Origin of the sequence: Flavobacterium sp. (assembly GCF_039930565.1) — a bacterium.
Classification (GTDB): Bacteria; Bacteroidota; Bacteroidia; order Flavobacteriales; family Flavobacteriaceae; genus Flavobacterium.
This window is the reverse complement of the sequence record NZ_JBDTTP010000028.1, coordinates 18,326-44,628: the sequence shown is the minus strand read 5'-3', so window position 1 is coordinate 44,628 and position 26,303 is coordinate 18,326. Positions and strand designations below refer to the sequence as shown.

Below are 26,303 nucleotides of genomic sequence, written 5' to 3'. Positions count from 1 at the left end.
CTTGTGATTTAATTTGTTCAGACATGCTGATAAAAAATTTGTATTCTGTTTTCCTCGAGTTTCATAAAGCAGTAGAAAAAACAGAAGTTGTTTTACATAAATAGTTGATCTCTAATGGAAACTCTTATTTGCCAAAAGGTCTGCAAAATTAATACATTTATTTGTAATGACAAATTAAAACAGACATGATTATCAATGAATTACTCAGAAGCACAACTTTTAAGGGTTTTTAAGGCCAAAAGTCCCGCTTTCACTCTTATCTTTTATGGCAAACACTGCCATAAAAAGGATAACCGCTCTATCGGGGCTAGGTTATAAAATTGTGTTTTTAAGAAATTCAACTAAAGAATAATAGGTTTTAAAACCTATCAGATTTATGATGTGGCAGTTTATTTTTCAAAACTGATAAAAAACAACGTTATAGTACAACGATTTTTAATTTCTTACCAAAAAAAGAATTATCTTCTTTAAATTAAATTTCTTATAAAAATGAGATTGGCAATCTTTAGTAATAACTTCAAATTATACTCCTGCTATCAAATAAATTAAGATTTTCGCCAATCACTTCAAATTCATTATTTTTTACTCTTTTTAATCCAAAATAGTCCTCCAATGACAGAAGCCGGAGCAAACAAAAAAATTGCCAGCAACTGCGTCCAGGAACTCCCACTAGATTTAAAAAGAGAAAAAGTTGCAAATCCAGCCATAATAATAAAAAGCACATAATTAACTTTCAAGTTTTTAGTTTTTGCGATCAACTGAGTCACAAGTCCGCTGATGAAAGAAAAAATAGTTCCGTAAACAAATGTCATAACCATAAATAACTGAGAAGTATCTGCATGTGGATTAATTCCTGAAAACCTAAAAAGAAATATTGAGCTAATAACAAAAATTGCATAACCAATAATAACTCCTAAAACTTGTCTCATCATAGCTAAAAATTTAAAATATTAAGTAGAAACAGCTGAACATTGATTCGTATTCAATAATTATAAACCATTGAAAATCAAATATACAATAAATCATTATTAATTAATAAATCGTAAGCAGCAACGAATAGATTTTGAAAACGTGTCAGGTATGTCAAATTGATAATTGACTCTAAGATCTAAACCACCCCGCCACCAATTCATCTTCAAACGAATTCGCATTTTTATGAATAAACTCATTCGTGTTTTTATCATACAAATAATCCAATTTCCAGTTTTCATGGTTTTTAGCCAAATCTTTGATACTCTCACAAACAAAAGCAATTTCTTCATTCGTTGTCGTTGGGTGAATCGACATTCTGATCCATCCCGGTTTCTTGATCAAATCACCAATACTGATTTCATCTACCAGTTTATTAGAAGTTTCCTGATCGACATGCAATAAAAAATGCCCGTACGTTCCGGCACAGCTACATCCGCCTCTGGTTTGGATTCCGAATTTATCATTCAGTAATTTCACTCCAAGATTAAAATGCAGATCGTCAATAAAAAACGAAATAACACCTAAACGATTTTGATGCTGCCCTGCCAGGATTTTAATATTTGAAATCGGATTCAATTTATTAAAAACAAAATCTACAATTTCATGCTCGCGCTGCAGGATGTTTTCAATACCCATTTCTTCTTTCAGCTCAATCGTCAATGCCGTTTTAATAACCTGCAAAAAACCGGGAGTTCCGCCGTCTTCACGGTCTTCGATATTATCAATATATTTATGCTCGCCCCAGGGATTGGTCCAGCTTACCGTTCCTCCGCCAGGACAATCCGGAATCATATTATTGTAGAGCTTTTTATTAAAAATCAAAACACCGGAAGTTCCGGGGCCTCCCAAAAATTTGTGAGGCGAAAAGAAAATAGCATCCAGATACGCTTCCGGATCTTCAGGATGCATATCGATTTCTACATAAGGACCTGAACAGGCAAAATCCACAAAACAAACGCCATTATGCTGATGCATCAGTTTTGCAGCTTCATGAAAGGGCGTTTTCAAACCCGTTACATTCGAACATGAGGTTATCGAAGCTATTTTTATAGTCCTCTCTTTATATTTTTCAAGTAATTCAGCCAGATTATCCAAACTAAAAAGTCCTTTCTCACAAGACGGAATAATTTCAACATCAGCAATGGTTTCCAGCCAGGAAGTCTGATTCGAATGATGTTCCATATGCGAAATAAAAACAATTGGTCTTTTCTCATCCGGTACATTGGTGAAATTCTTTAGATTTTCAGGGATTTTAAGTCCTAAAATACGTTGAAATTTATTAACAACACCTGTCATTCCTGTACCATCCGTAATCAAAACATCATCGGAACTGGCATTAGCATGACGCTTAATTATATGTCTGGCATGATGATACGCTTTTGTCATGGCAGTACCTGACACTGTCGTTTCTGTATGCGTATTAGCTACAAATGGTCCAAATTCGTTTAAAAGCTTTTCTTCAATAGGGCGATACAAGCGCCCGCTGGCAGTCCAGTCGGTATAGATAATTTGCTTTTTCCCGTAAGGCGAAGTAAACTCCTGATTGATTCCAACAATATTTTGTCGGAAATCATTAAAATAAGCCTCTAAAGTCGTGGTATTATTTTTGCTGTTCATGAGCGTACTTTTGTTTGAACGCAAATATATCGCTTTTTAATAAAATTGCGAATTTATCAATTAGAAACTTTAAATTTTAAGTTACTTTTTATTATCTTTAAACAAATAGTCTTTTTACAAACAATTTACGATAATTCCCTATATAACCAATAGGGCAAATCGGTGACTAAAATAATATTAAATGAAAAATTTATCAGTAGCAACCTTTGGTGGTGGCTGTTTTTGGTGTATTGAAGCTGTAATTCAGCGTTTAAAAGGAATAGAAACCCTAAAATCAGGCTATTCTGATGGTCAGATAAAAAATCCCCCATACAGAGAAGTGTGTACAGGGAGAACCGGACATGCAGAAGTAATTCAGGTTGTTTTTAATCCTGACATAATCTCCTACCATGATTTAATTACCGTTTTCATGACAAGTCACGATCCAACAACATTAAACCGACAAGGCGCAGATAGCGGAACACAATATCGTTCAATCATTTTGTATCATGATGAAAATCAAAAAACTATAGCTGAGCAGGTTTTTAAAGAAATCAAATCGGTTTTTTCAGACCCAATTGTAACACAATTGAAACCTTTTCAGGTATTTTACGATGCTGAGGAAGATCATCAGAATTATTACAACGAGAATCCGGAAGCAGGGTATTGCCGAATGGTGATTGATCCTAAAGTACAGAAATTAAAAAAAATGTACGCTGATAAATTAATTGAATAAGTCAGAATGAAAAACTTAAAAATAAAGAATCGCTTTACAGCTGAATTACCTGCCGATCCTAATGAAACCAATGAAATTCGTCAGGTTTCGAAGGCGGTTTTTTCATATGTAAATCCAACACGACCTTCAGAACCTAAATTAATTCACGCTTCTAAGGAAGTAGCTAAACTGGTTGGGATCACAGCTGATGAGATTGAGTCAGAAGCGTTTTTGAATGCTTTTTCCGGAAAGGAAATTTTAGCAGGCACAAAACCTTATGCCATGTGTTATGCCGGACATCAATTTGGCAACTGGGCTGGACAGTTGGGAGACGGACGCGCCATCAATTTAACTGAAATTGAACACAACAATCAGTTTTTTACTTTGCAATTAAAAGGTGCCGGAAAAACCCCTTACTCCAGAACCGCTGATGGCCTGGCCGTTTTACGCTCATCGGTTAGGGAATATTTATGTGCCGAAGCCATGCATTATTTGGGAGTTCCCACTACCCGATCGCTTTCGCTGATGTTATCAGGAGATGAAGTGTTACGCGATATTTTATACAATGGAAATCCAGCTTACGAAAAAGGAGCTGTTGTATGTCGTGTAGCGCCTTCTTTTATCCGTTTTGGAAGTTTTGAAATGCTTACAGCGAGAAACGAATTGAAGAACCTAAAACAGTTTGTTGAATATAACATCAAACATTATTTTCCGGAAATTAAAGGCGAACCAAAAGAGCAATATTTACAGTTTTTCAAAACCGTAGCTGACAAAACACGTGAAATGATTTTACATTGGCAGCGCGTAGGTTTTGTTCATGGCGTAATGAACACTGATAACATGTCGATTCACGGAATAACTATAGATTATGGACCATACGGATGGTTGGAAAATTATGATGCCAACTGGACGCCTAATACAACCGACAGTCAAAACAGAAGATACCGTTTCGGAAACCAGCCTCAGGTTGCACAATGGAATTTGTATCAATTAGCCAATTCCCTTTTTCCTTTGATTAATGAAGCGGAGCCGTTGCAAAAAATATTAGAATCATTCATAACCGATTTTGATTCGGAGTATAAAAAAATGATATTAAGCAAATTAGGACTTGCTACTTCAACCGAAAAAGACAATGAATTTATAGCCTATTTAGAATCGAATTTGCAATTATCAGAAACCGATATGACGATTTTTTATCGTAATCTGAATCAGATTAAAAAAACAGATTCTCCGGAAAATGCCTTAAAAGCTATCGAAGAGGCTTTCTATATTCGGGAAGAAATCAAAGATTCAATACTTGATAATTGGTTATTATGGTTTATCGATTATTTAGAAAGACTGAATCAGGAAAATACATCAGACGAAGAAAGAATCAAAAACATGAATCTGGTTAATCCAAAATATGTTTTGCGGAATTATATGGCGCAATTAGCGATTGATGAAGCCGACAAAGGTGACTACTCTTTAATCGCAGAATTATACGAATTACTCAAAAAACCTTATGATGAACAGCCGGAATATCAAAAATGGTTTGCCAAACGACCGGATTGGGCCCGTTCAAAAGTAGGCTGCTCCATGCTTTCCTGCAGTTCTTAATTATTTACCACAGATTAAAGAATCAAACTCTTTCGCCTGTGGTATTTTCTTTATTTTGAAGTTATATAATCCACAATAATATTCGCATGAATACGGGAATTTTCAATAAACCATTTATGCGTCTGCATTCCTCCGCAAACTACTCCGGCTAAAAACAATCCTTGTACATTCGTTTCCATAGTTTCCGGGTTGTAAGTTGGGGTTTTTAATTCATCATTCGATAATTCAATTCCCATTTTCTCAAGAAAGGGCAAATCAGGTTTATAACCCGTTAAAGCCAAAACAAAATCATTTTTGATGGTTACTTTACCTTCCGGTGTTTCAATATCAACCTCATTCTCTTTGATTTCAATAATATTTGACTCGAAATAGGCTTTTATGCTTCCTTCTTCAATTCTGTTTTCTATATCCGGTTTTACCCAGTATTTCACCCGATTATTAATTTCATTCTTCCGAATCACCATTGTAACATTTGATCCTTTTCTCCAACATTCCAATGCTGCGTCTACAGATGAATTATTCGCACCTACAACCAAAATTTCCCGAAAAGCATATTCATGAGCTTCTTTGTAATAATGACGAACTTTAGAGAATTCCTCACCTCTTATATTCATTGCTATCGGAATATCATAAAAACCAGTTGCTATGATAACATTTTTAGCTTCGTATGAGTTTTTGTCAGTTTTAATTTTAAATAGTGAATTTTCCAGCTTTTGAACCTGAGTCACCTTTTCAAATAAGTTAATATTAAAATTAAAATAGCGATGAATATTTCGATAATATTCTAATGCTTCTTGTCGACCCGGTTTTGGTGCCAGGCAATTAAACGGAATATCGCCAATCTCAAGTCTTTCTGCTGTTGAAAAAAACGTCATGTACAAAGGATAATTGAAAATGCTATTAACAATTGCCCCTTTTTCGATAATTAAATAATTCAGATTTTTCTTTTTGGCTTCTATTGCACAAGCCAGTCCAATTGGACCACCGCCTACAATAATCAGATCGTATGATTGTGTCATGAATTTTTTATTTTTTCCAGTCTTTAAAAGGATTTTTACTTAAATAAGCATTGTAATAGCGCTCATCATTGGTAACTTCTTGTCCTAACCAATCCGGCTTTTCAAATAAATCAGTTTCTGATTGCAATTCAATTTCTGCCATGACCAAACCTTCATTTTCGCCATAAAATTCATCAACCTCAAAAACGTGATTGCCTGATTTTATTTCGAAACGCGTTTTCTCGATTTTTCCCTTTTCACATAATGTAAGCAACTGCTGAGCCTCATCAAGCGGAATCTCATTCTCCCACTCAAAACGCGACATTCCGCCCTGTTGTCCAATCCCTTTTATGGTAATAAATCCTTTATTGCCTTTAATCCTGATTCGGACAGTTCTCTCTGGAAGTGAACTCAAATAACCTTGTGCAATTTTATTTTGAGCAAAGGCCTGTGATTTGAATTCATCTGATTTTACAAGAAACTTTCTTTCAATCTCAATCATTTCTTCTGATATTAATTTGAATGCAAGTTACTCAATTTAAATCATAGATAAATTCAAAATTCTAATTTCAAGGCTGAAAAACTATACCCCAAATAAAGACTCTATTTATATATTTATCAGGAAAGAAGAATCCCAATCTTTAGAAGTGTTGTACCATAATTGTCCATTTGAAACTTCCAGCGGACAATCAAAATTATTAGTGTAAAGTGCTCCGGTACCCAAACCCTGAGGCATATTGGAATTTTGTAAAAATGTCCATTGTGCAATTGCATTAAGACCAATGTTACTTTCTAATGCAGAAGTAATCCACCAGCCGATATTGTATTTGTCAGCTAAAGTTATCCATTCTTTAGTTCCGCGAAATCCACCAACAAAACTTGGCTTCAAAATAATATATTGTGGTTTGATTTTTTTTAGTAATGCTTCTTTTTCTTCCCCATTAAACACTCCAATCAATTCTTCATCCAAAGCAATCGGAAAAGGAGTCGTTTCACAGAGTTCTGCCATCCTGTCAGTGTTGTTTTTTTGAATAGGCTGTTCAATACTATGTAATTCAAAACCAGATAATTGATTTAATTTATCTAAAGTTTCATTTAATGCAAAAGCACCGTTGGCATCAACCCGTATTTCTATTTGTTCCGCATTAAAATGAGTACGAATAAAACGTAATAATTCGAGTTCTTTCTGAAAATCTATTGCCCCAATCTTCAGTTTTATGCAGCTAAATCCCTGAGTTAATTTCTCTTCTATCTGTTCTTTCATGAAAGCTTCCTCGCCCATCCAAACCAAACCATTTATGACAATTGATTTGGAATTATTAGTGAAATCTGAAGGAAATAACAAATAAGGATTTTCACTTTTAAGGGATAAAAAAGCCATCTCTATTCCGAATTGAATGGAAGGAAATTCGATTAATTCCTGCCACAAAACTTCTTCTCCGAAGTGAATATTTTCACAAGTCCAATTCAGTTTTTCCTCATAATCATCTCTGTCATCAGCGCTCAATCCACGTAAAATCCCACACTCTCCTATTCCTTTTTTACCGTCTTTTTCCAATACGATAAACCAGGTTTCTTTTTTGGTCATGATACCTCTGGACGTTCCGGAAGGACGCTTAAAATGAAGCATGTATTTATGATAGGTAGCTTTCAATATTCTTACTTAAAGAGCTTTAAAACTTTGTCAAAATCTGAAGATGGCAATCCTGCCTTTTGAAAAAGAGTAAAATCCTGTTTGGTTTTATCAATCCAACTCAAACTGTCGGTTACGTTTTGTGTTTGGTATTTTTTATAAATGGATTTTGCCGTACTGTAATCATCACTTACCAAATAAGTATGTGCCAGATAGAGTTTTAGCAGTAATTCGGTATCATCCAATTTTTCTCCTTCTTTTAAAAACTTCAGGGCTTTTGCGTATTGTTTGGTTAAAATATAGCTGTAACCAATCGAAGCGTAATCCAGAGCTGTGGCTTTTCCAGAAGCGATTATCGTATTTAGTTTAGGAATCGCTTCATTGTATTTTTGCAGTTTTATCAGGGTATTGGCCTGTGTTCTTAAATCATTAAAAACATTTTTAGAAATGTTGGCATCATTGTAACACGCATTTCCAAAATCTTTATAAACCTTGGTTTTTTCTATTGAAAGTAATTTTTGAAATTCCGAATAACGGTATTGCTTCATGATTTTATCCATAATACAAACGCAGAAATCATCAGAATTAGCCATTTTTTGTGCCATTGTAGAAGTTTTGCACAAACTGATAATTTCGTTTTTATTATCCAGATTCCATCCACGGTTAAGTTTGACATCCACCCAGGGCACAACCTCCAAAACTATTTTTTGTTTCAATAGCCAATTCTTACTTTCAAAACCAAACCAAATTGTGGTTGTATTTTGTGTTAAACAGGAAGATTTATCAAGAGATAAACGTTTGGCATCCTTGCTTAACGGGTCAGCTTGTGAAAAACAGGCATCATTTATCTTTCCGTTATCAACATATTTTTTTGCATTGGCGTCAGAAGTAAAAAGTGCGTAAGTACATTTATCATCACCTGATATTTTTGACATCAGAAATACAGCTCCGGCAGAACCCTGACCAATTCCATACGGATCTGGAATTGCTTTTAATACAGAAACCAGACTATTTGCCATTTGTTGGTTTTCATCCAAAAGCGTTATACGGTAAACAATTTCGGTAGTCCCTACAGGTAAATCCTCTGTTTTAACAGTTACTCTTTCACCTGCTTTAACGATTATCTCTTTAGTGGTTGCACGATCTTTGTCCCAAAATCCGTCTTTTTGTGCCAAAGCGTTATAAAAAGAACCAACTAAAAGCAATATAACTATTTTATTGAAATTCATCTTTTCTTGTTTAATACGTTTTAGCCCTGATGGAAGCGGCATCCTTTTTTGGCTTTTTCAGCCAAAAAAGATATAGCGGACAGCAGGAAAGAGCTCCTAATATTTCAGAATCTATTTGTTATTATTTCTGACGTTTTTTCAAAACATCAACAACATCATTTAGTTGAAAACCCTTGGCCTGCAACAGAATAAGGTAATGAAAAAGTAAATCGGCACTTTCGCTCAGGAATAGGTCGTCGTTGTCATCTTTGGCTTCAATTACAACTTCTACAGCTTCTTCACCTACTTTCTGTGCGATTTTATTGATTCCTTTTTCGAACAACGAAGCTACATAACTTTTTTCTGAATCTGCATTTTCCCTGCGAATTTTAATCGTGTTTTCTAAACCGGAAAGAAAGCCGAAATTTTCTTTATTTTCTTCCTGCCAACAGGTATCAGCTCCTGTGTGACATGTTGGCCCGACTGGTTTCGCCTGAATCAATAGCGTATCGCCATCACAATCATTTTTAATATCCACTAGATTCAAAAAGTTGCCACTCTCCTCACCTTTTGTCCAAAGCCTTTGTTTCGAGCGGCTGAAAAAAGTTACTTTTTGTGTTTCAATCGTTTTTTGAATTGATTCTTCATTCATATAGCCGAGCATCAGGACATTTTTAGTTTCCGAATCCTGAATAATTGCCGGAATCAATCCGTGTGAGCTTTTGATATCTATGTTCATATATTTTATTTAAAGATTTAAAGATTAAAAAAATTAAAGATTAAAAAAATTATTAATTAGATTTTCTTTCCTCTTTATTCTTTCCTCTATTTTCTAAATTCTGACTTCTATATTATTGTTTTTTAGTTCTTGTTTAAGGGTTTTGATTTCTATCTCCTTGAAGTGAAAAACGCTCGCAGCCAAAGCAGCATCTGCCTTTCCTTCTTTAAATGAATCAACAAAATGCTGTATATTTCCCGCTCCGCCAGAGGCGATTATCGGTATATTGATTAAAGTTGATAATTTTGCCAAAGCTTCATTTGCAAAACCATTTTTGGTTCCGTCATTATCCATTGATGTGAATAATATTTCACCTGCACCGCGTTGTGCCACTTCCACTGCCCAATCGAACAGATTTAATTCTGTCGGAACTTTTCCGCCGACTAAATGCACGATCCATTGTCCGTCTATTTGTTTGGCATCAATAGCAACAACCACACATTGACTTCCGAATTTCTGTGCCAGATCATTGATCAGCTGCGGATTTTTTACTGCAGATGAATTGATAGAAACTTTATCAGCTCCGTTATTTAGCAGAATTTCAACATCTTCCACAGATGAAATTCCGCCACCAACCGTAAACGGAATATTGATTTTCTCTGCCACACTTCTTACTATGTTGACCAACGTTTTTCTGCGTTCTTCCGTTGCCGAAATATCAAGAAAAACCAATTCATCTGCTCCTTCAGCAGAATAAATTTCAGCCAGTTCCACCGGATCTCCGGCATCACGCAAATCTACGAAATTAACACCTTTTACGGTTCTTCCATTTTTTATATCCAAACAGGGGATGATTCTTTTTGCAAGCATATTTTTAATGTGTCAATTTGAGAATTTGAGAATTAGATTATTTTACGAGCGATACACATAATTATCTAATTGACTAATTATCTCATTTTCTAATTATATAGTTTTCCAGTTGTTTCAAAGAAATTCTTCCTTCGTAAATTGCTTTTCCAATAATTGTTCCTTCACAGCCTAATTCGGCTAATTTTGGCAGTTCATCAAATGTTGATATTCCACCGGAAGCGATTAATTTTATACCTTTCGCTTCTGATAAGATTTTAGCATACAAATCAAAACTTGGACCTTCCAGCATTCCGTCTTTCGCAATATCAGTGCAAATAACGTACTGAATTCCTTTTTTTTGATAATCCTGAATAAACGGAACCAAATCCTCATCTGAATCCTCTAACCATCCTGAAACGGCTACCTTTTCATCTTTCGCATCAGCGCCTAAAATGATTTTATCCGAACCATATTCTGAAATCCATTTTTCGAAAATCGTTCTGTTTTTTACTGCGATACTTCCACCCGTAATTTGATTCGCCCCGCTTTCAAAAGCAATTTTCAAATCAGCATCCGATTTTAAACCGCCACCAAAATCAATCTTCAATTTTGTCTGTGTGGCAATTTGCTCCAAAATTTTATAGTTGACAATTTTGCTTGATTTTGCTCCGTCCAAATCTACCAAATGTAAATATTCGATTCCGTGTTCTTCGAATGATTTTGCTACTTCAAGCGGATTTTCGTTGTAAATTATCTTAGTATTGTAATCGCCTTTGGACAAGCGGACACATTTTCCGTCAATAATATCTATGGCTGGTATTATTCTCATTTATTTAAGTCTTAAAATTTGAAAGTCTAAAGTCGTAAGTCTTGTATTTTGATTTAGATTTTCAAAAAGTTTTCTAATATTTTCTCTCCAACAGCACCACTTTTTTCAGGATGAAACTGCGTTCCATAAAAATTATCTTTTTGCAATGCCGATGCATATTCTAATTCATAATTCGTTGTAGCAATAGATTCAGCGCAATTTGGAGCGTAAAAACTATGCACCAGATACATAAATTCATTCTCCGCAATTCCTTTAAACAAATCCGATTTTAAATCATAAATCTGATTCCATCCCATTTGTGGCACTTTTACTTTTGGAGTAAATTTAATCACATCCACATCAAAAATCCCTAAACCTTTGGTATTTCCTTCTTCAGACGAATTACACATTAGTTGCATTCCAAGGCAGATTCCTAACACAGGCTGTTTCAAATTCGGAATCAAACTATCCAAACCGCTTTCTTCAAGTTTCTTCATAGCATAACTCGCTTCTCCCACGCCGGGGAAAATTACTTTGTCAGCCGCCTGAATTTCTTCCGGATTATTACTTAAAATAGCTTTAAAGCCAAGCCTTTCAATCGCAAACATGATGCTCTGAATATTTCCTGCTCCGTAATTTATAATTACTATTTTCATTTTCTTTTGTTTCAGGTTTCAAGTTTCAGGTTTCAGGTTGCTCTGCAGAACTTGAAACTTGAAACTTGAAACAATTTTCAACCTTCTACAACATCCCTTTCGTTGAAGGCAGTATCATTTTCTCCGTATCTCTTTTTACCGCCACTTTTATTGATTTTGCAAAAGCTTTAAAAATAGCCTCAATTTTGTGGTGTTCGTTCTCACCTTCCGCTTTGATGTTGATATTGGCTTTTGCCCCATCAGAGAACGATTTAAAAAAATGAAAAAACATTTCTGTTGGCATTTTGCCCACCATTTCACGTTTAAATTGGGTTTCCCAAACCAGCCAGTTTCTTCCGCCAAAGTCAATGGCTACCTGCGCTAAACAATCGTCCATTGGCAGGCAGAAACCGTAACGTTCGATACCTAATTTATTTCCGAGGGCCTTAGCAAAAACTTCTCCTAAAGCAATTGCAGTATCTTCAATTGTGTGGTGTTCATCAACTTCTAAATCACCTTTTACTAGTATTTCCAAATCCATTTGACCGTGACGCGAAATCTGATCCAGCATGTGGTCAAAGAAAGCGATTCCGGTATCTATTTTACTTTTTCCGGTTCCGTCTAAATTGACATTAATAAAAATATCCGTTTCATGTGTTTTACGGGTTATCGAAGCGGAACGCGCTTCCAGTTTCAAAAACTCATAAATTCTTTTCCAGTCTGTTGTCTGCAAAATAATAGTTCCGTCTAATTCTTCACGTTTCGATGAAATTTCATTGGTTCCAACTCCATCAGTCATATTCATGAAAATAGCTTTGGCTCCCAGGTTTTTCGCCAGTTCAACATCAGTTAAACGATCTCCCAAAACAAAAGAATTTGCTAAATCATAATCCGGATTATTCAAATATTTTGTCAGCATTCCTGTTCTTGGCTTACGTGTTGGTGCATTATCTGCAGGAAATGAGCGGTCAATGAAAATATCATCAAACAAAACTCCTTCGTTTTCAAAAGCTCTTAATACAAAATTCTGCGTCGGCCAAAAGGTATCTTCCGGAAAACTGTCTGTTCCCAAACCATCCTGATTGGTTACCATTGCCAATTCGTAATCTAATTCACTGGCTATTTTGGCCAGATACTGAAACGCTTTTGGATAAAATTCCAGTTTATCCAGACTATCCAATTGTAAATCTGCAGGTTCTAAAACAATCGTTCCGTCACGATCGATAAAAAGTACTTTTTTCATAATTTAATCATATTTTGGGCGTGTCCCTCCGGGTCGGGCTTTCGGCTCTATCTTTTGTTCCGTTACTCTTCACAAAAGGATACCGCCTCTATCCCTCACGCAAAACGGTTTCGAGATATTTACATTAATCACTTATTGATTATTACAAATTTACTATAATGACTTTAATTCCTTAATCAGAACAGCATTTTCCTCCGGAATTCCAATCGTCAGACGCAAAGTGTTTTCGCATAAAGGCTGAGTTGTACGGTTACGAATCACAATACCTTTTAGAATCAATTCATTGTATCTTTTATTGGCATCATCTACTTTTATCAATACAAAATTAGCTTCTGTCGGATAGATTTTTTCTACAAAACTCACATCACGCAATACTTTAAGTAATTGCTCTCTTTGTTCAATAATAGAACTGATTTCAGTTTTTATTTTTTCCGAATCATTTAAACGAACAATAGCTCTTTGCTGAGTCAGTTCATTAACATTGTACGGAGGCTTGATTTTGTTCAAAACTGCAATTACAGCTTCTGATCCATAACAAATCCCCAATCTTATTCCCGCAAGACCGTATGCTTTTGAAAGTGTTTGTGTGATCACCAAATTTGGATATTCATCAATTTCTGTCAGCCAGCTTTCTTTCGCCGAAAAGTCGATATAGGCTTCATCAATCACCACCAAACCCTTAAAGTTTTTCAGCAAAGTCACCACGCTTTCGTCTGAAAAAGAATTTCCGGTCGGATTATTTGGCGAACACAGAAAGATAATTTTGGTATTGTCATCAACAGCATCCAGAATATTTTCAACCTGTGGCTGAAAATCATTTGAAAGTAGAACTTCTCTGTTTTCCACCGCATTTATGTTAGCCAAAACGCTGTACATTCCATACGTTGGCGGCAATGAAATGATATTATCTGTTTTGGGTTCACAGAAAGCCCTGAAAAGCAAATCCAATACTTCGTCGCTTCCGTTTCCTAATAAAATCTGACTAGATTTTACGTTATTATTCTTTGCCAAAATCGCCTTGACCGAATTCTGCTGAGGATCAGGATACCGATTTACGCCATTCTGAAAAGGATTTTCATTTGCATCCAGAAAAATCATTTCGGCAGTATCAAAATCTTCAAACTCATCACGGGCCGAAGAATAAGGTTTTAATATTTTTACGTTTTCACGTGTTATGGTGTTGATATCGAATTCCATTGTTTTATTTTTAAGGAGAAGAAAGAATCAAGAAGAAAGAATATAGACTTTAATCTAATCCCATACTTATTTTTTCTTTCCTCTTGATTCTTTAATCTTTGTTCTTTCGTCTTGTTTCCATTTCTTTATTCTAAACTCTTCAATCTTAATGTCACGGCATTTTTATGTGCCTGTAAACCTTCGGCTTCTGCCATGACTTCAATGGCGCGTCCTATATTCTGAATTCCTTTTTCAGATATTTTCTGAAAGGTCATCGATTTCATAAAACTATCCAGGTTTACACCGCTGTAATTCTTCGCATATCCATTTGTCGGCAACGTATGGTTGGTTCCTGAAGCATAGTCCCCTGCACTTTCAGGTGTATAATTTCCAATAAAAACAGAACCTGCATTCAAAACACCATTACAATAAAAATCATCAAATTCTGAACAGATGATAAAATGTTCCGGTCCGTATTCGTTGATTAAATCCAATGCTATTTTGTCGTTTTCAATAAAAATCAATTTGGAATTGGCTATCGCTTTTTTCGCAATTGCTTTTCTTGGAAGTTCTTCTATTTGAATCTGGATTTCTTTTTCAACGGCATCAATTAATTTTTTTGAAGTCGATACTAAAATAACCTGGCTGTCTGTGCCGTGTTCTGCCTGAGATAATAAGTCTGAAGCAACAAAAGCAGGAACGGCAGTATCATCAGCAACAATTAACAATTCTGAAGGTCCGGCCGGCATATCGATAGCTACTCCAAACTGTGTTGCCAATTGTTTTGCCACCGTTACGAATTGGTTTCCCGGTCCGAAAATTTTATACACTTTTGGAATTGATTGTGTCCCAAATGTCATTCCTGCAATCGCCTGGATTCCCCCTACTTTTACTATTTTGGTTACACCGCATAAATTGGCTGCATACAGGATTGCCGGATTTATTTTACCTGATTTATCGGGAGGCGAACACAGGACAATTTCTTTACACCCAGCAATTTCAGCAGGAACAGCCAACATTAAAACGGTTGAAAACAAAGGAGCTGTTCCCCCTGGAATATACAAACCAATTTTTTGAATTGGTCTTTTTTCCTGCCAGCAGTTTACGCCTTCAATGGTTTCAACAACAATTTTTTCTGTTTTTTGTGCTTTGTGAAATTTATAAATATTTGCTTTTGCCAATTGAATCGCTTCTTTTAATTCAGCTGAAATTGAATTAATTGCTTCCTGAATTTCTTCTTGTGAAACTTCATAATTTTCTAAAGTAATTCCGTCAAAGATTGAAGTGTATTTTGCAATCGCTTCATCTCCTTTTTTCTGTACTTCCTTAAAAATTTCTTTAACCGTTACTTCGATATCATCTATGGTTTGGGTTGGTCTTTTTAATATTTCTGACCAGGTATCTGGTTTTGGATTGTCAATTTTATTCATTTTTATATGCTTTAAAGGACCATTTTTTCAATTGGACAAACCAAAATTCCTTCGGCTCCGGCTTCTTTCAGCTGGTCGATTACATCCCAAAAAGTATCTTTGTCAATTACAGAATGTACACTGCTCCATCCTTCCTGAGCCAATGGCAAAACGGTTAGACTTCGTAAAACCGGGAGTATTTTTCCAATTTCATCAATCTTTTCGTTGGGTACATTCATCAAAATATATTTTGAATTTCGTGCTCTTAAAACCGATTGAATTCTAAACTTTAACGTATCAATATGTTTTTGAATTTCCGGCAATACTTTTGGTGAAACGGCTAAAACGGCTTCACTTTTCAGAATCACTTCTACTTCTTTCAAATTGTTTTTAAACAAAGTACTTCCGCTTGAAACGATATCCACAATAGCATCGGCAAGACCAATATTAGGCGCTATTTCTACCGATCCTGAAATTTGGTGAATATCAACAGTAAGTCCGAATGAACCAAAATATTCATTAACTGTATTTGGATACGAAGTCGCTACTCGCAAACCTGCTAAATCCTGAATAGAATTGTACTCGAAAGTTTTAGGGACAGCAACTGAAACCTTGCATTTTGAAAAACCAAGTTTTTGAATTACTTCGATATGTTTTCCTTTTTCCACCAGTAAATTATCACCGACAATAGCAAGGTCTACAACACCATCAATTAAATACTGAGGTATATCTGAATTTCTTAAATACAGAACTTCTAAAGGAAAATTGGAAGCTTCGGCTTTTAGCTGATCGTTTCCGTTGTTGATTGAAATACCACAATCTTTAAGGATTTGGATGCTGTCTTCGTTTAAGCGACCTGATTTTTGAATTGCAATTTTTAAAGTACTCATTTTTCTTTTTTTGTTTAATTAATAGTTTGAGTACAAAGAATAGGTAATAAAAAACCCGTTTGATGTACTCAAACGGGTTTTAAAATATGATGATTTACATGCATATCATTAACACATCGCCTGAGAGCAATTATGGAAATGATGATGATGTAATTGATTTAAAAACATTATTGGTTGATTTTTATTCTTTGATTCGGGTGCAAATATACAGGTAAATTTCATTAAAAAACAATTTTTATTTTAACTTAACAGTAGTTTATTGTTAAAAAATATTTTTCAAAAGTATTAATCATAACGAACTAAGTCAATTTATTATTTTGATCAAAAATAAAAGTAACTGTTGTGCCAATTCCTATTTCACTTTCTATCTTAAAATCAATATGAAGCAACTCTGCTAATCTTTTTACGATTGAAAGACCTAATCCACTTCCTTTTACCTCGGGATGACTCGAAGAATCAGATCTGAAGAAAGGATTTAAAATCAACTCTAAATCTTCTTTTGCAATTCCGATTCCATTATCAGAAACCTTACATATAGTCTGATTGTTTTCATTCACAATAGAAATTAAAATTTCTCCAGTATCATGAGAATATTTTAAAGCATTAGAAATAATATTGCCAATGATAATAGAGATCAAATAATTATCGGAATTGATTATGAAATCACCGATAAAGTTATGTTTTACAACTATTTTCTTTGAATTGATTTTTTCAGAATACAAAGTCAGTGTATCCAGGATTAATGCATTTAAAAAAACTGTTTCGTCTTTTGGATTTTGATTTTCAAAACGCGCCAGCAAAAGCAATTGGTCTACTAAATTGTTCAAACGGTCAACCTGTCTGATGGAGTAATTAATTTTCTCTTCATATTCTGATTGCGTTCTGGGCTTGCGGATCAAAACTTCTAAGGTCCCTTTTACGACTGCCAAAGGAGTCCGCAATTCATGAGAAGCATCCGACGTAAATTGTTTTTCCCGATCAACCGCATTTTCAATTCTGTCTAATAAATCATTAATGGTCTTTGAGAGAACGTACAGCTCATCTCTATTGTTTGGTAAAATAATCCTGGTTTTTAAATTGTCTTTAGTTATTTTCCCCGAAGTCTCCGTAATTACCTGTACTGGCTTGATACTTCTTCCTGCAATATAACGTGCAGTTAAGAACAATAAAAATAAAACTAATGGAAGAGAAATAAATAAAGTATACTGAACTTTTTGAAGAATTGTAACGGTATTTTCCAATGACATTGCTAGCAAAAGATGCCCCACAATTTTATTATGTTCAACAAGAGGGACCTGAATTTGACGGATTGGGTTTCCATTTAAATTCGTATCGATATATTGATTATCGAATTTAGGAGAATGCAATTTAAGCTCTAAATTTTTAAGATTAGGAGATTTGTCAATCAATTCATTATTTATATCTAAAAACTGAACAAACACTGAATTCACATCCACTACGTTATTCTCTGTTTCACGCCATTGATCTACCTGAATTAAATAAGAATTGTCAAGATCTATTTTTATTTCGTTCAAGTGCTCACTTACTTCTTCTTTCATATGCTCATCGATATGATTGTGAACACTTAAGTAAATTATTTGGTAAATAACAAAAAACACAACAGAAATAAATACTCCCGTAATAACGATATAATTAAATGCAATTCTGTTTTTATAAGAAAATTGAGTCATTTTTTGTTTTTAGTCATTGGCAATATATCCAACTCCACGAATAGTTTTGATTAATTCCTGTTCCTTGCTCAAATTTAGCTTTTTTCGAATAGCATTCATAAAAACATCAATAACTCCTGTGTCATACTCAAAATGGATATCCCAAACATCTTCAATTATTTGCGTTCGGGTACATACATTTCCTTTGTTTTTTATCAAGTAAAACAGTAATTCAAATTCACGATGAGTAAGTACAACTTCTCTGTTGTCAACAGTTATTTGGTGTTGCAGCTTATTAATTGTAATGTTTCCTAAATGCAGTTCCTGATTTAAATTTTCATCCCGAAAATGAATTTTTATTCTTTCCACAAGCTCATCAAAACTAAAAGGCTTTTTGATGTAATCATTTGCTCCAGCCTTCAGGCCTTCAATAGTTTCCTGAACTGTATCTTTGGCGGTTAGAAAAATAATGGGTGTTTTGGTATCAGTCTTTCTGATTAATTTACAAACTTCAATTCCGGTTATCTTTGGCAAGACCCAATCCAAAAGAATAATATTTACTTTTTGTTTTAAAGCTATCTCTATTCCGGATTGCCCATCATAGGCAACAAATACCTCAAAGTTTTCTTCCTCAAGACCTTGCTTAAGAAAATTCGCAATACCTATTTCATCCTCTATAATTAGAATTTTCATTTTATTGAAAAATAAATTTAAAACCTAACGATATAATATCAGACTTTAATCCATCACTTCTGTCATAATGATTGTATCTAAAATCAATATTTTTAAGTCCTAATCTCCAAATATGGCTACTTGTAAAAATATCTGTATAATTTAATCCAAAGCCATATTGATTGGCATTAAAAGCAGATAAATCATAATCAGAAGTATAATATTCTTCTGTTGATAAATGTGTTTCTAAAGGAGCAAAATATTTTGATGCCGTTTGATTATAAAAGCGGTACATTGGAAAAACAGTAAATCTCTGACTTATTTTGAATGGAATTTCAATTGAAATGGTATGCGACTGTATTCCCCAATTGTCCGTATAAAAGCGATAATAAGATCTCCAAACAATTTTTTCACTGATGTAATAATTCAGCCTGGCTCCGATTGGCAATTTAAAGCGTGAATCAGGCAGACGTTCAATATCGTCCGCTAACTGAAACTGATCAATATAAGAATTGGAAATATCCTTAAAATAAACCCTTTGGTACGGAGTAGACAGCAACCCTTGCTGTTGTAAAACATCAAGAAACAATGAAGCCTGTAATTTTTTATTGATAACTTGTGAAAAGCTTAATGAAAGGGCAAAAGAATTTCTTCCCTTACTATCATGAAATTTAAACGAACCCGGGCTATAATTAGGATTTCCAGTAATCGTGTAGTTGTCAAAAATCCCTCCATTTAATGAATTTCCGTTTTCCGCATAATCATTTAATTCTTTAGGATAAATAGGCCTCCATGCATCAAGATAGGCACTGGCTGAAATTCCTACTTCTGTATTTTTATCGTTGAATTGTTTGGTTAATCCCGCACCAAAACCCAGTGAAGAATAATCATATTCATTGGATCCGGACAAATGAACGTTCCATGTTGTATTTCTGTCTTCAGAACTTTTACTGTAACTTATTGCTACATTTACCAAAGCATCCTGTTTTGAAGCACCCGAACTTGCCTGCCAGGGATTTTGATTGGGACTGTCAAAAGGGTTGATATTAGATGATGATGCGGATGAATAAGCAGAAAGTCCGGCATCGACTGTTAATATTTCATCATCACTAAGTGGCATTGCAACTATAATTGAAGAAGCAATATCTGTTAAATTCTCTGTACCGCTTCCTCCGGAAACAGCGGAATGTACACCATCCTGTTTGTAATAGCTCAATAAAAAATCAACCTCAGTATTTTCTAAAACTCTTTTTTTGAAAGTTGCAGTTGAATCTTTTTCTTGGGCAAAGGCGATACTTCCCAATAAAAAAAAAGCCATTAATAATTTTATTTTCATCGTGTGATAAATTAATTTTAGGAATTTAATGGGTCCATTTAATATCAATTACAGCCACAACCACCACCTGTTTTTCCTCCATTTGCTCCGGCAGCTGCTTCTCTGTAAACCTGAAAAGTAGTTTCATAACGTTCCGATGTCCTTGCCGTTAATTTCATATCAGGGTCGTTTATTTTTTCTTTTTCGTAAGCTTTCACTGAATTACAGGAATACAAAACTATACTGGCAACAATAATTAAGAATAAATTTTTCATTTGTTATACTTTTCAATATCAATATTTTTAGAGACATGAACTGCTCCTTTATCATCGACAATTATACACCCAATTCCTTTTAATTGATTTACTAAATCCAAACCTACATCAATACCCAATACAAAAATTCCGGTTGCCAAAGCATCTGCAATTTCAGTCTTTTTAGCAAAAACAGACACACTTACCACGCCGGATGCAGGATAACCTGTCCGTGGATCTATAATGTGTGAATATCTTTTACCATTAAAAACAACATATTTTTCATAACTACCTGACGTTTCTACAGCGCTGTCTTCAAGAGGAAATGTGGCAAAAACTTTATTTTTATTTAACGGGTTCACAATGCCAACTGACCAGAGTTTTCCATCAGGTTGTTTACCCCACGCATTGATATCACCGGAGACATTAACAATTCCGGATTTGCAGCCTTTCAAAAACAAAAGTTCTTCAACCTTATCTGCAATGTATCCCTGACCAATACCTCCTAAACCCAGTTTCATTCCGGATTCTTTTAAAAATATAGTTTTTTCTTTTTTGTCTAAAATGATTTTTTTATAGCCAATTTTAGCCACCGATTTTTTGATTGCCTCTTCTGTTGGCATTTCTTTCATACTCCCGTCAAATTTCCATATTTTATCCATTGAAGCGTATGAAATATCAAAAGCACCAGAAGTAAGTTCAGAAATTTTTAGAGCACGCTCTACCAATTCAAAAACTTCGGGAGTAACTTTTACAGGTTTGATTCCGGCATTTTGATTTACCTGGGATATTAATGTTGTTGGAATCCAGTCAGAAATTTCATTTTCAATTCTCTTAACTTCGCTAACAGACAAATCAATATATTTATTGGCCTCTATAGTGTCGCGCGCAACAACAGTAATCTCAAAAGGACTGCCAAGCATAGAAAGTTTCCGTTTGTGAACCATCTGCCCAAATGAATAGACGCATGATAAAAGCAGAAAAATAGTAGCATTTTTTTTCATTATCTCTCCAGTGCGTGAATTGTTTTAATATAATCGGTAGCCGAAACATTTTTAAAGCCCGTTACTCCTAATACTTTTCCGTATTTATCCAACAAAACCACCAATGGAAAACTTCCCTCCTTATTGTATCTTTCAGCAATTATTTTATTTTCCTGAGCAAGTTCAACAGGCAATTGATTGGCTTTTTTCTTAGGAAAATCAGCCTTGTAAATAATCCAGCTTTTTTCTGACTCTTGCTGGAATTCTGAAGATTTCCACACTACTTTGTCCAGTTTCATACAAGGTGCACACCAATCAGATCCGGAAAAAACAAGAAGAATGTTTTTATTTTCTTTAATCGCTTGTGACTTAGCATTTTCAAAATTAGTTCTCCAACTTTGTGAATAACTTAAAGTCCCAACCATACAGATAATCATCAATGTTAACTTTTTCATTATCCATTTTATATTAATAGCCCGCAAGCCAGTCATTCTTGATATGACTCACTATCTGCTTTGTTAAACAATGACAAATTAACTTAAAATATCCCTAACTACAATTATATCTTAATTTTTCTTAAGCAAACCTTAAGCAAAATTGCTAAAGATGACTAATATATTTGCTGTGACTAATAAAATTATATAGTATGGTACTTTTTAAAAAACTTTCCCCTTTTTACAATCTTGGTGTGTTTTATTTCATTGTAAGTTTTTTACTGCGTATTATATTGTTGCTGCACCCTATAACACAAAGTTCATTCAGTTTTACTGAAACCCTGAAAATCTTTTGCTTCGGCTTAATTTCTGATTTTTTTGTTTTTACGATTTTCGGTTTTTTTTTATGGATGTATCTGATTTTTATTTCGGATTGTAAATACAATAGACCTTGGGGTTATATTATTTTAGGAAGTCTTATCACTCTGTTTCTGTATGTTGCTTCCGGCAAAAGCATTTTGGACGAATACGGAGGCGCTTTTCCGGAAATTGTTTTGATCTTCATCGGTATCAAAACACTCTTATTTGCCTTGCTTTTATTTTTCCCGAAAAAAAGAAAACAGATTAGGTTTTGGTTATTTACTTTCGTGGTCTTTTTATATGTTTTATTGATTCTTCAAAATGCTGTAAGCGAATATTTCTTTTGGAATGAATTTGGTGTCAAATATAATTTCATCGCTGTAAATTACCTTATTTATACCAATGAAGTTATTGGCAACATTATGCAGTCTTATCCTGTTGTACCAATCTTTTCAGCTCTTTTTTTAGTGACCGGGATTGTTACTTATTTTATTCTGAAACAAAGCAGGAATTATATCGATGCTGTTCCAACGTTGAAAGAAAAATTTAAAATTTCAGTTCTTTACATTGGTTTATTTATCATTTCGTTAGTAGCAATTCCGATAGCAGCTAAAACCGAAAATTCTAAAAATGTTTTTGTCAATGAGCTACAGTCTAACGGATTATACCGATTTTACCTGGCTTTTAAAAATAATAAATTAGATTATTTTAAATTTTATAAAACAATTCCAAACGAAAAAGCTTTTGCTCTTTTAAAGCAACAGCTGTCCACTATCTCCGGGGAAAATACAGTTAGGAAAATTGAAAGTGATTCGGTAGAAAATCATAAAAACGTGGTTTTGATTACTATTGAAAGCTATAGTGCCGATTTTATGAAAGCTTATGGAAACAAAGAAAACATAACCCCTTTTTTAGACAGCTTATCTCAAAAAAGTTTGCAGTTTACTAATTTGTATGCAACTGGAAACCGAACCGTCAGAGGACTTGAAGCAGTGACTTTATGCTTACCTCCTACTGCGGGAGAAAGTATCATTAAACGAAAAGATAATAAAAATAAGTTTTCGACAGGATTTATTTTTAAACAAAAAGGTTACAATGTTAAATTTATGTATGGAGGAGATGCCTTTTTTGATAACATGCAGGATTTTTATTCTGGAAATGGATATGAAATTGTAGATAAATCAAGCTTTACTGCCGAAGAAATTACATTTTCAAATGTTTGGGGTGTTTGTGATGAAGACATGTACAATAAGGCAATAAAAGTAATGAATCAAGAAGCTTTACAAAATAAGCCGTTTTTTAATCATATCATGACAGTTAGTAATCACAGGCCTTTTACTTATCCTAACAACAAAATTGATATACCCGGAGATATAAAATCGCGTGATGGCGGTGTAAAATACACTGATTATTCCCTCAGGAAATTTTTTGGAATGGCAAGTAAACAACCCTGGTTTCAAAATACAGTTTTTGTAATTGTAGCAGATCATTGTGCATCTAGTGCCGGAAAAACAGAACTTCCGCTTGACAAATACAGGATTCCTGCTTTTGTTTACAGCCCCAAAATAAAACCGGAAAAATGTACTAAACTGATGTCTCAGATTGATCTTATGCCAACTGTTTTAGGCATGCTTCATTTTGATTATCAGAGCAAGTTTTTTGGCCAGGACGTTTTACAATCAGATTATAAACCCAGAGCTTTTATCGCTACTTATCAGGATTTGGGTCTTATAAAAGACAATGTACTGACTATTTTATCGCCAAAACGAGAAGTAAAACAGTTCCAGTTAAAACTAAATCATAAAAAAAGTGTTGCGCCGGAATTTCAACTTTATTATGATGAAATTCTGCTTAAAAAACCCAGAACTGATTTAATCAATGAAACTGTTTCTTTTTATCAAACTGCTTCAAGTGTATTGAAACAAAAAAAATATCAAAAATTATAAAAATGCACGTGTCTTATGAAACTTAAAACCCCAGCCCTGATGGCAGCGGCATACTTTTTGGGCGGGGTTCGCCATAAAAGATACAGCGGACAGCAGGAACCAGCTCCTGAAAATAATTCATAAATTACTATATTATAAAGGATTAGATTTAATAATTCTTTATCTGATACAAATTCTATATATTTGAGAATTAACTTTTTAGAAATTAAATGACAAACAGCTTAAATAAATATAGTAACAAGACAAAGGCGGCGTTTATTTTACTCATTATTATGCTGAGTATTCTGCTGAGTAATTTTAATACACTGCGAAATTCTAAAAATGTAAATGAAAACATTAATACGATTTACAACGACAGGCTGGTTGTGGCTTACTATATCTTTCAATATGCTAACGAACTTCATTTTATAAAAGCTGAAGCCCAGAAAGGAAATTTAAATGACAGTCATGAAGATGACAAAATTAAAAATGCTTTACGAACCATACATACTATTGACAATCTGTATGTTAACACAGTTCTGACACCCAAGGAGAAAACTTATTTTGAAGCTTTTTTAGTTTCGTGTACTACAATTGATCAACAACTGAAAGAGAAAAATTGGCATTTGATCCTTCAATCAAGTGATGAGGCACTGCAAACCTTAAATCATCTTTCTGAAATTCAGGTTAAAGAAGGAAAGTCAAAATTGGCCAGTGCGAATGCCATGCACAGCGGTAATAACAGCCTTGGACAACTGCAGATTGCTTTGCTTGTTGTTTTGGGAGGTATTACTTTTTATTTACTGATCATAAAAAAGGCTAAAAAAAGTATCAGAATTCCGGAATCTCCGAGTCTTAATTAAAAAATATTTTTATTTTATTGATAACTTTTTTTAGTCTTAGTATCTTCTATTTACTTTATTGATTAATACTTCTGCTTTGTGGAATTTAATTTTATTTTCTTGCTATTATTCTACATTCTTAATTGGTATTTTTCATCAAATACAAATCAATTTTAATTACAGCTAATTGTTTAGGTAATTTTCGCTTACACATTAATACAGTTAAAATATTGAACTAATTCAACTTTTTAATCAATAAAATTGATTAATGCATATTTTTTTATGCATTTTTTTAAATAATATTTAATTTTTATGGTTTTTTTTATTTAAGTTTGTCAAAATTAAAAATAACTGATAATCAGATTTTTAATTTTTTAAATAAAAATCCCAACAAATTTTATTAACAAAATAACCAAACCAAATTATTATGAAAAAGAAATTTAAATTGCTTGCACTGTGTTCAATTATTTGCCTAACTGCCTGCGAAACGGGCGATAACGAAGCAAATATTCCCGAAACTGCAATTGATCATCAGGAAACTGTAACGGAAAGTAAGTCTCTTACTGCTAAAAACAGTACCGTTACGAATGAAAGTGCATTAAGATCTGCTGTAGCTGCTGCTGTAGCAGGCGATGTTATAAAAATTAGCGGCACAATAAATCTTACCAAAACTCTTGAGCTTGCAAAAAGCGGTACTTCAAGTTCTAAAATTAGCATAACAGGAGGTGTTTTAAATTGTTCCGGTTTACCATCAGGAAGCTGGGGAGTAAAAGTAAACGGAAGCTACTGGAATATTACTAGTATGACCATTAAAAACTCACCTGATTGTGGTCTGGTATTTCAAACAGGAGGATATAATTATGTTTATGATGTAACTACATCATCCAACGGAGATTCAGGTTTGCAAATTTATAACGGAGGACATGACAACTACATTCTTTCCTGCAAGTCTAACGATAATTATGATGCTGCAAATGCTGGTGAAAATGCAGATGGCTATGCTTGTAAATTGTCTGCCGGTAAAAACAATGTATTCGAAAAATGTTCTGCCAATCACAATTCTGATGATGGTTGGGATCTTTATGGACAACCCTATACCGTAACAATTAAAAACTGTACAGCCAGTAATAATGGCTTTGGCTCTAATGGAGACGGTAACGGTTTCAAATTGGGAAGCGCAGGACAAAAAGTGGCTCATACAGTTACAAATAATACAGCTACAAATAACTTAGCATGGGGATATGATGGTAACGGAAATACGGGCCATATCACGATTACAGGCAGTGGCGGTTCCGGAAATAAAAAAGGGCTGTTTACCAGATTATACTAATTTTGTTTATTTTTAAAAAATTGAGAGGCAGTTCAAAACGAACTGTCTCTCTTTATTGTATTAATTTTATAA

Annotated in this window: 25 protein-coding genes; 5 read left to right on the top strand and 20 right to left on the bottom strand. The window is 34.1% G+C overall.

Going from position 1 to position 26,303, the window contains the following annotated elements; translation table 11 throughout:
- Nucleotides 1-575 precede the first annotated feature (575 nt).
- Both ABI657_RS09160 and ABI657_RS09155 read right to left on the bottom strand, forming a co-directional pair.
- Complete coding sequence (locus ABI657_RS09160) at nucleotides 576-932, bottom strand: hypothetical protein (protein WP_348096950.1); 357 nt, start codon at nucleotides 930-932, stop codon at nucleotides 576-578.
- Nucleotides 933-1,101: 169 nt separating this feature from the next.
- Nucleotides 1,102-2,589 (bottom strand): aminotransferase class V-fold PLP-dependent enzyme, encoded by a 1,488-nt coding sequence (locus ABI657_RS09155; RefSeq protein WP_348096949.1) that lies wholly within the window; start codon nucleotides 2,587-2,589, stop codon nucleotides 1,102-1,104.
- A gap of 181 nt (nucleotides 2,590-2,770) precedes the next feature.
- Here ABI657_RS09155 and msrA point away from each other — a divergent pair, with 181 nt between their 5' ends.
- Both msrA and ABI657_RS09145 read left to right on the top strand, forming a co-directional pair.
- On the top strand, nucleotides 2,771-3,304 hold the full coding sequence (msrA, locus tag ABI657_RS09150; RefSeq protein WP_348096948.1) for a peptide-methionine (S)-S-oxide reductase MsrA: 534 nt from the start codon (nucleotides 2,771-2,773) through the stop codon (nucleotides 3,302-3,304).
- 6 nt (nucleotides 3,305-3,310) lie between these two features.
- Complete coding sequence (locus ABI657_RS09145) at nucleotides 3,311-4,879, top strand: protein adenylyltransferase SelO (protein ID WP_348096947.1); 1,569 nt, start codon at nucleotides 3,311-3,313, stop codon at nucleotides 4,877-4,879.
- A gap of 50 nt (nucleotides 4,880-4,929) precedes the next feature.
- On the opposite strand, the gene ABI657_RS09140 is transcribed toward ABI657_RS09145, so the two are convergent.
- The 18 genes from ABI657_RS09140 to ABI657_RS09055 all read right to left on the bottom strand — a co-directional run bounded on the left by ABI657_RS09140 (nucleotide 4,930) and on the right by ABI657_RS09055 (nucleotide 21,795).
- Nucleotides 4,930-5,898: a YpdA family putative bacillithiol disulfide reductase gene (locus ABI657_RS09140; RefSeq protein ID WP_348096946.1), complete on the bottom strand. Its 969-nt coding sequence runs from the start codon at nucleotides 5,896-5,898 to the stop codon at nucleotides 4,930-4,932.
- A gap of 7 nt (nucleotides 5,899-5,905) precedes the next feature.
- Nucleotides 5,906-6,379 (bottom strand): CYTH domain-containing protein, encoded by a 474-nt coding sequence (locus ABI657_RS09135; protein WP_348096945.1) that lies wholly within the window; start codon nucleotides 6,377-6,379, stop codon nucleotides 5,906-5,908.
- 105 nt (nucleotides 6,380-6,484) lie between these two features.
- Nucleotides 6,485-7,531 carry an o-succinylbenzoate synthase gene (locus tag ABI657_RS09130; protein ID WP_348096944.1) on the bottom strand — a complete coding sequence of 349 codons (1,047 nt, stop codon included), beginning with the start codon at nucleotides 7,529-7,531 and terminating at the stop codon, nucleotides 6,485-6,487.
- 5 nt (nucleotides 7,532-7,536) lie between these two features.
- Entirely contained in the window at nucleotides 7,537-8,739 is a 1,203-nt protein-coding gene (locus tag ABI657_RS09125; RefSeq protein WP_348096943.1) for a hypothetical protein, read from the bottom strand.
- Between the two features lie 121 nt (nucleotides 8,740-8,860).
- Nucleotides 8,861-9,457: a bifunctional phosphoribosyl-AMP cyclohydrolase/phosphoribosyl-ATP diphosphatase HisIE gene (gene hisIE, locus ABI657_RS09120; protein ID WP_348096942.1), complete on the bottom strand. Its 597-nt coding sequence runs from the start codon at nucleotides 9,455-9,457 to the stop codon at nucleotides 8,861-8,863.
- A 93-nt stretch (nucleotides 9,458-9,550) separates the two neighbouring features.
- Nucleotides 9,551-10,306, bottom strand: a complete 756-nt coding sequence (gene hisF, locus ABI657_RS09115; RefSeq protein ID WP_348096941.1) for an imidazole glycerol phosphate synthase subunit HisF — start codon at nucleotides 10,304-10,306, stop codon at nucleotides 9,551-9,553.
- Nucleotides 10,307-10,388: 82 nt separating this feature from the next.
- Nucleotides 10,389-11,114, bottom strand: a complete 726-nt coding sequence (hisA, locus tag ABI657_RS09110) for a 1-(5-phosphoribosyl)-5-[(5-phosphoribosylamino)methylideneamino]imidazole-4-carboxamide isomerase (protein ID WP_348096940.1) — start codon at nucleotides 11,112-11,114, stop codon at nucleotides 10,389-10,391.
- Nucleotides 11,115-11,167: 53 nt separating this feature from the next.
- Nucleotides 11,168-11,749, bottom strand: a complete 582-nt coding sequence (gene hisH / locus ABI657_RS09105) for an imidazole glycerol phosphate synthase subunit HisH (protein WP_348096939.1) — start codon at nucleotides 11,747-11,749, stop codon at nucleotides 11,168-11,170.
- Nucleotides 11,750-11,834: 85 nt separating this feature from the next.
- Nucleotides 11,835-12,971, bottom strand: a complete 1,137-nt coding sequence (gene hisB / locus ABI657_RS09100; protein ID WP_348096938.1) for a bifunctional histidinol-phosphatase/imidazoleglycerol-phosphate dehydratase HisB — start codon at nucleotides 12,969-12,971, stop codon at nucleotides 11,835-11,837.
- 153 nt (nucleotides 12,972-13,124) lie between these two features.
- A complete protein-coding gene (hisC, locus tag ABI657_RS09095; protein ID WP_348096937.1) occupies nucleotides 13,125-14,168 on the bottom strand; it encodes a histidinol-phosphate transaminase in 1,044 nt (347 codons plus the stop codon).
- 125 nt (nucleotides 14,169-14,293) lie between these two features.
- Nucleotides 14,294-15,577, bottom strand: a complete 1,284-nt coding sequence (gene hisD, locus ABI657_RS09090; protein WP_348096936.1) for a histidinol dehydrogenase — start codon at nucleotides 15,575-15,577, stop codon at nucleotides 14,294-14,296.
- A gap of 11 nt (nucleotides 15,578-15,588) precedes the next feature.
- A complete protein-coding gene (hisG, locus tag ABI657_RS09085; RefSeq protein WP_348096935.1) occupies nucleotides 15,589-16,446 on the bottom strand; it encodes an ATP phosphoribosyltransferase in 858 nt (285 codons plus the stop codon).
- A gap of 299 nt (nucleotides 16,447-16,745) precedes the next feature.
- Nucleotides 16,746-18,137 (bottom strand): HAMP domain-containing sensor histidine kinase, encoded by a 1,392-nt coding sequence (locus ABI657_RS09080; protein ID WP_348096934.1) that lies wholly within the window; start codon nucleotides 18,135-18,137, stop codon nucleotides 16,746-16,748.
- Between the two features lie 9 nt (nucleotides 18,138-18,146).
- Complete coding sequence (locus ABI657_RS09075) at nucleotides 18,147-18,809, bottom strand: response regulator transcription factor (protein WP_348096933.1); 663 nt, start codon at nucleotides 18,807-18,809, stop codon at nucleotides 18,147-18,149.
- Nucleotide 18,810: 1 nt separating this feature from the next.
- The gene (locus ABI657_RS09070; RefSeq protein WP_348096932.1) at nucleotides 18,811-20,124 is read right to left on the bottom strand and encodes a DUF3570 domain-containing protein; all 1,314 of its coding nucleotides are present in this window, start codon (nucleotides 20,122-20,124) and stop codon (nucleotides 18,811-18,813) included.
- Nucleotides 20,125-20,168: 44 nt separating this feature from the next.
- Nucleotides 20,169-20,378: a DUF4266 domain-containing protein gene (locus ABI657_RS09065; protein ID WP_348096931.1), complete on the bottom strand. Its 210-nt coding sequence runs from the start codon at nucleotides 20,376-20,378 to the stop codon at nucleotides 20,169-20,171.
- Nucleotides 20,375-21,361 carry an FAD:protein FMN transferase gene (locus tag ABI657_RS09060; RefSeq protein WP_348096930.1) on the bottom strand — a complete coding sequence of 329 codons (987 nt, stop codon included), beginning with the start codon at nucleotides 21,359-21,361 and terminating at the stop codon, nucleotides 20,375-20,377. Before ABI657_RS09060 ends, ABI657_RS09065 begins: the two co-directional genes overlap by 4 nt.
- Nucleotides 21,361-21,795 carry a thioredoxin family protein gene (locus ABI657_RS09055; protein WP_348096929.1) on the bottom strand — a complete coding sequence of 145 codons (435 nt, stop codon included), beginning with the start codon at nucleotides 21,793-21,795 and terminating at the stop codon, nucleotides 21,361-21,363. The genes ABI657_RS09060 and ABI657_RS09055 overlap by 1 nt, the downstream gene beginning before the upstream one ends.
- Nucleotides 21,796-21,986: 191 nt before the next feature.
- Here ABI657_RS09055 and ABI657_RS09050 point away from each other — a divergent pair, with 191 nt between their 5' ends.
- The 3 genes from ABI657_RS09050 to ABI657_RS09040 all read left to right on the top strand — a co-directional run bounded on the left by ABI657_RS09050 (nucleotide 21,987) and on the right by ABI657_RS09040 (nucleotide 26,231).
- Nucleotides 21,987-24,080 carry an LTA synthase family protein gene (locus ABI657_RS09050; protein ID WP_348096928.1) on the top strand — a complete coding sequence of 698 codons (2,094 nt, stop codon included), beginning with the start codon at nucleotides 21,987-21,989 and terminating at the stop codon, nucleotides 24,078-24,080.
- Between the two features lie 209 nt (nucleotides 24,081-24,289).
- Nucleotides 24,290-24,922, top strand: coding sequence for an MCP four helix bundle domain-containing protein (locus tag ABI657_RS09045; protein WP_348096927.1), 633 nt, complete (start codon nucleotides 24,290-24,292; stop codon nucleotides 24,920-24,922).
- Nucleotides 24,923-25,328: 406 nt separating this feature from the next.
- Nucleotides 25,329-26,231 (top strand): right-handed parallel beta-helix repeat-containing protein, encoded by a 903-nt coding sequence (locus ABI657_RS09040; RefSeq protein ID WP_348096926.1) that lies wholly within the window; start codon nucleotides 25,329-25,331, stop codon nucleotides 26,229-26,231.
- Nucleotides 26,232-26,303 lie beyond the last annotated feature (72 nt).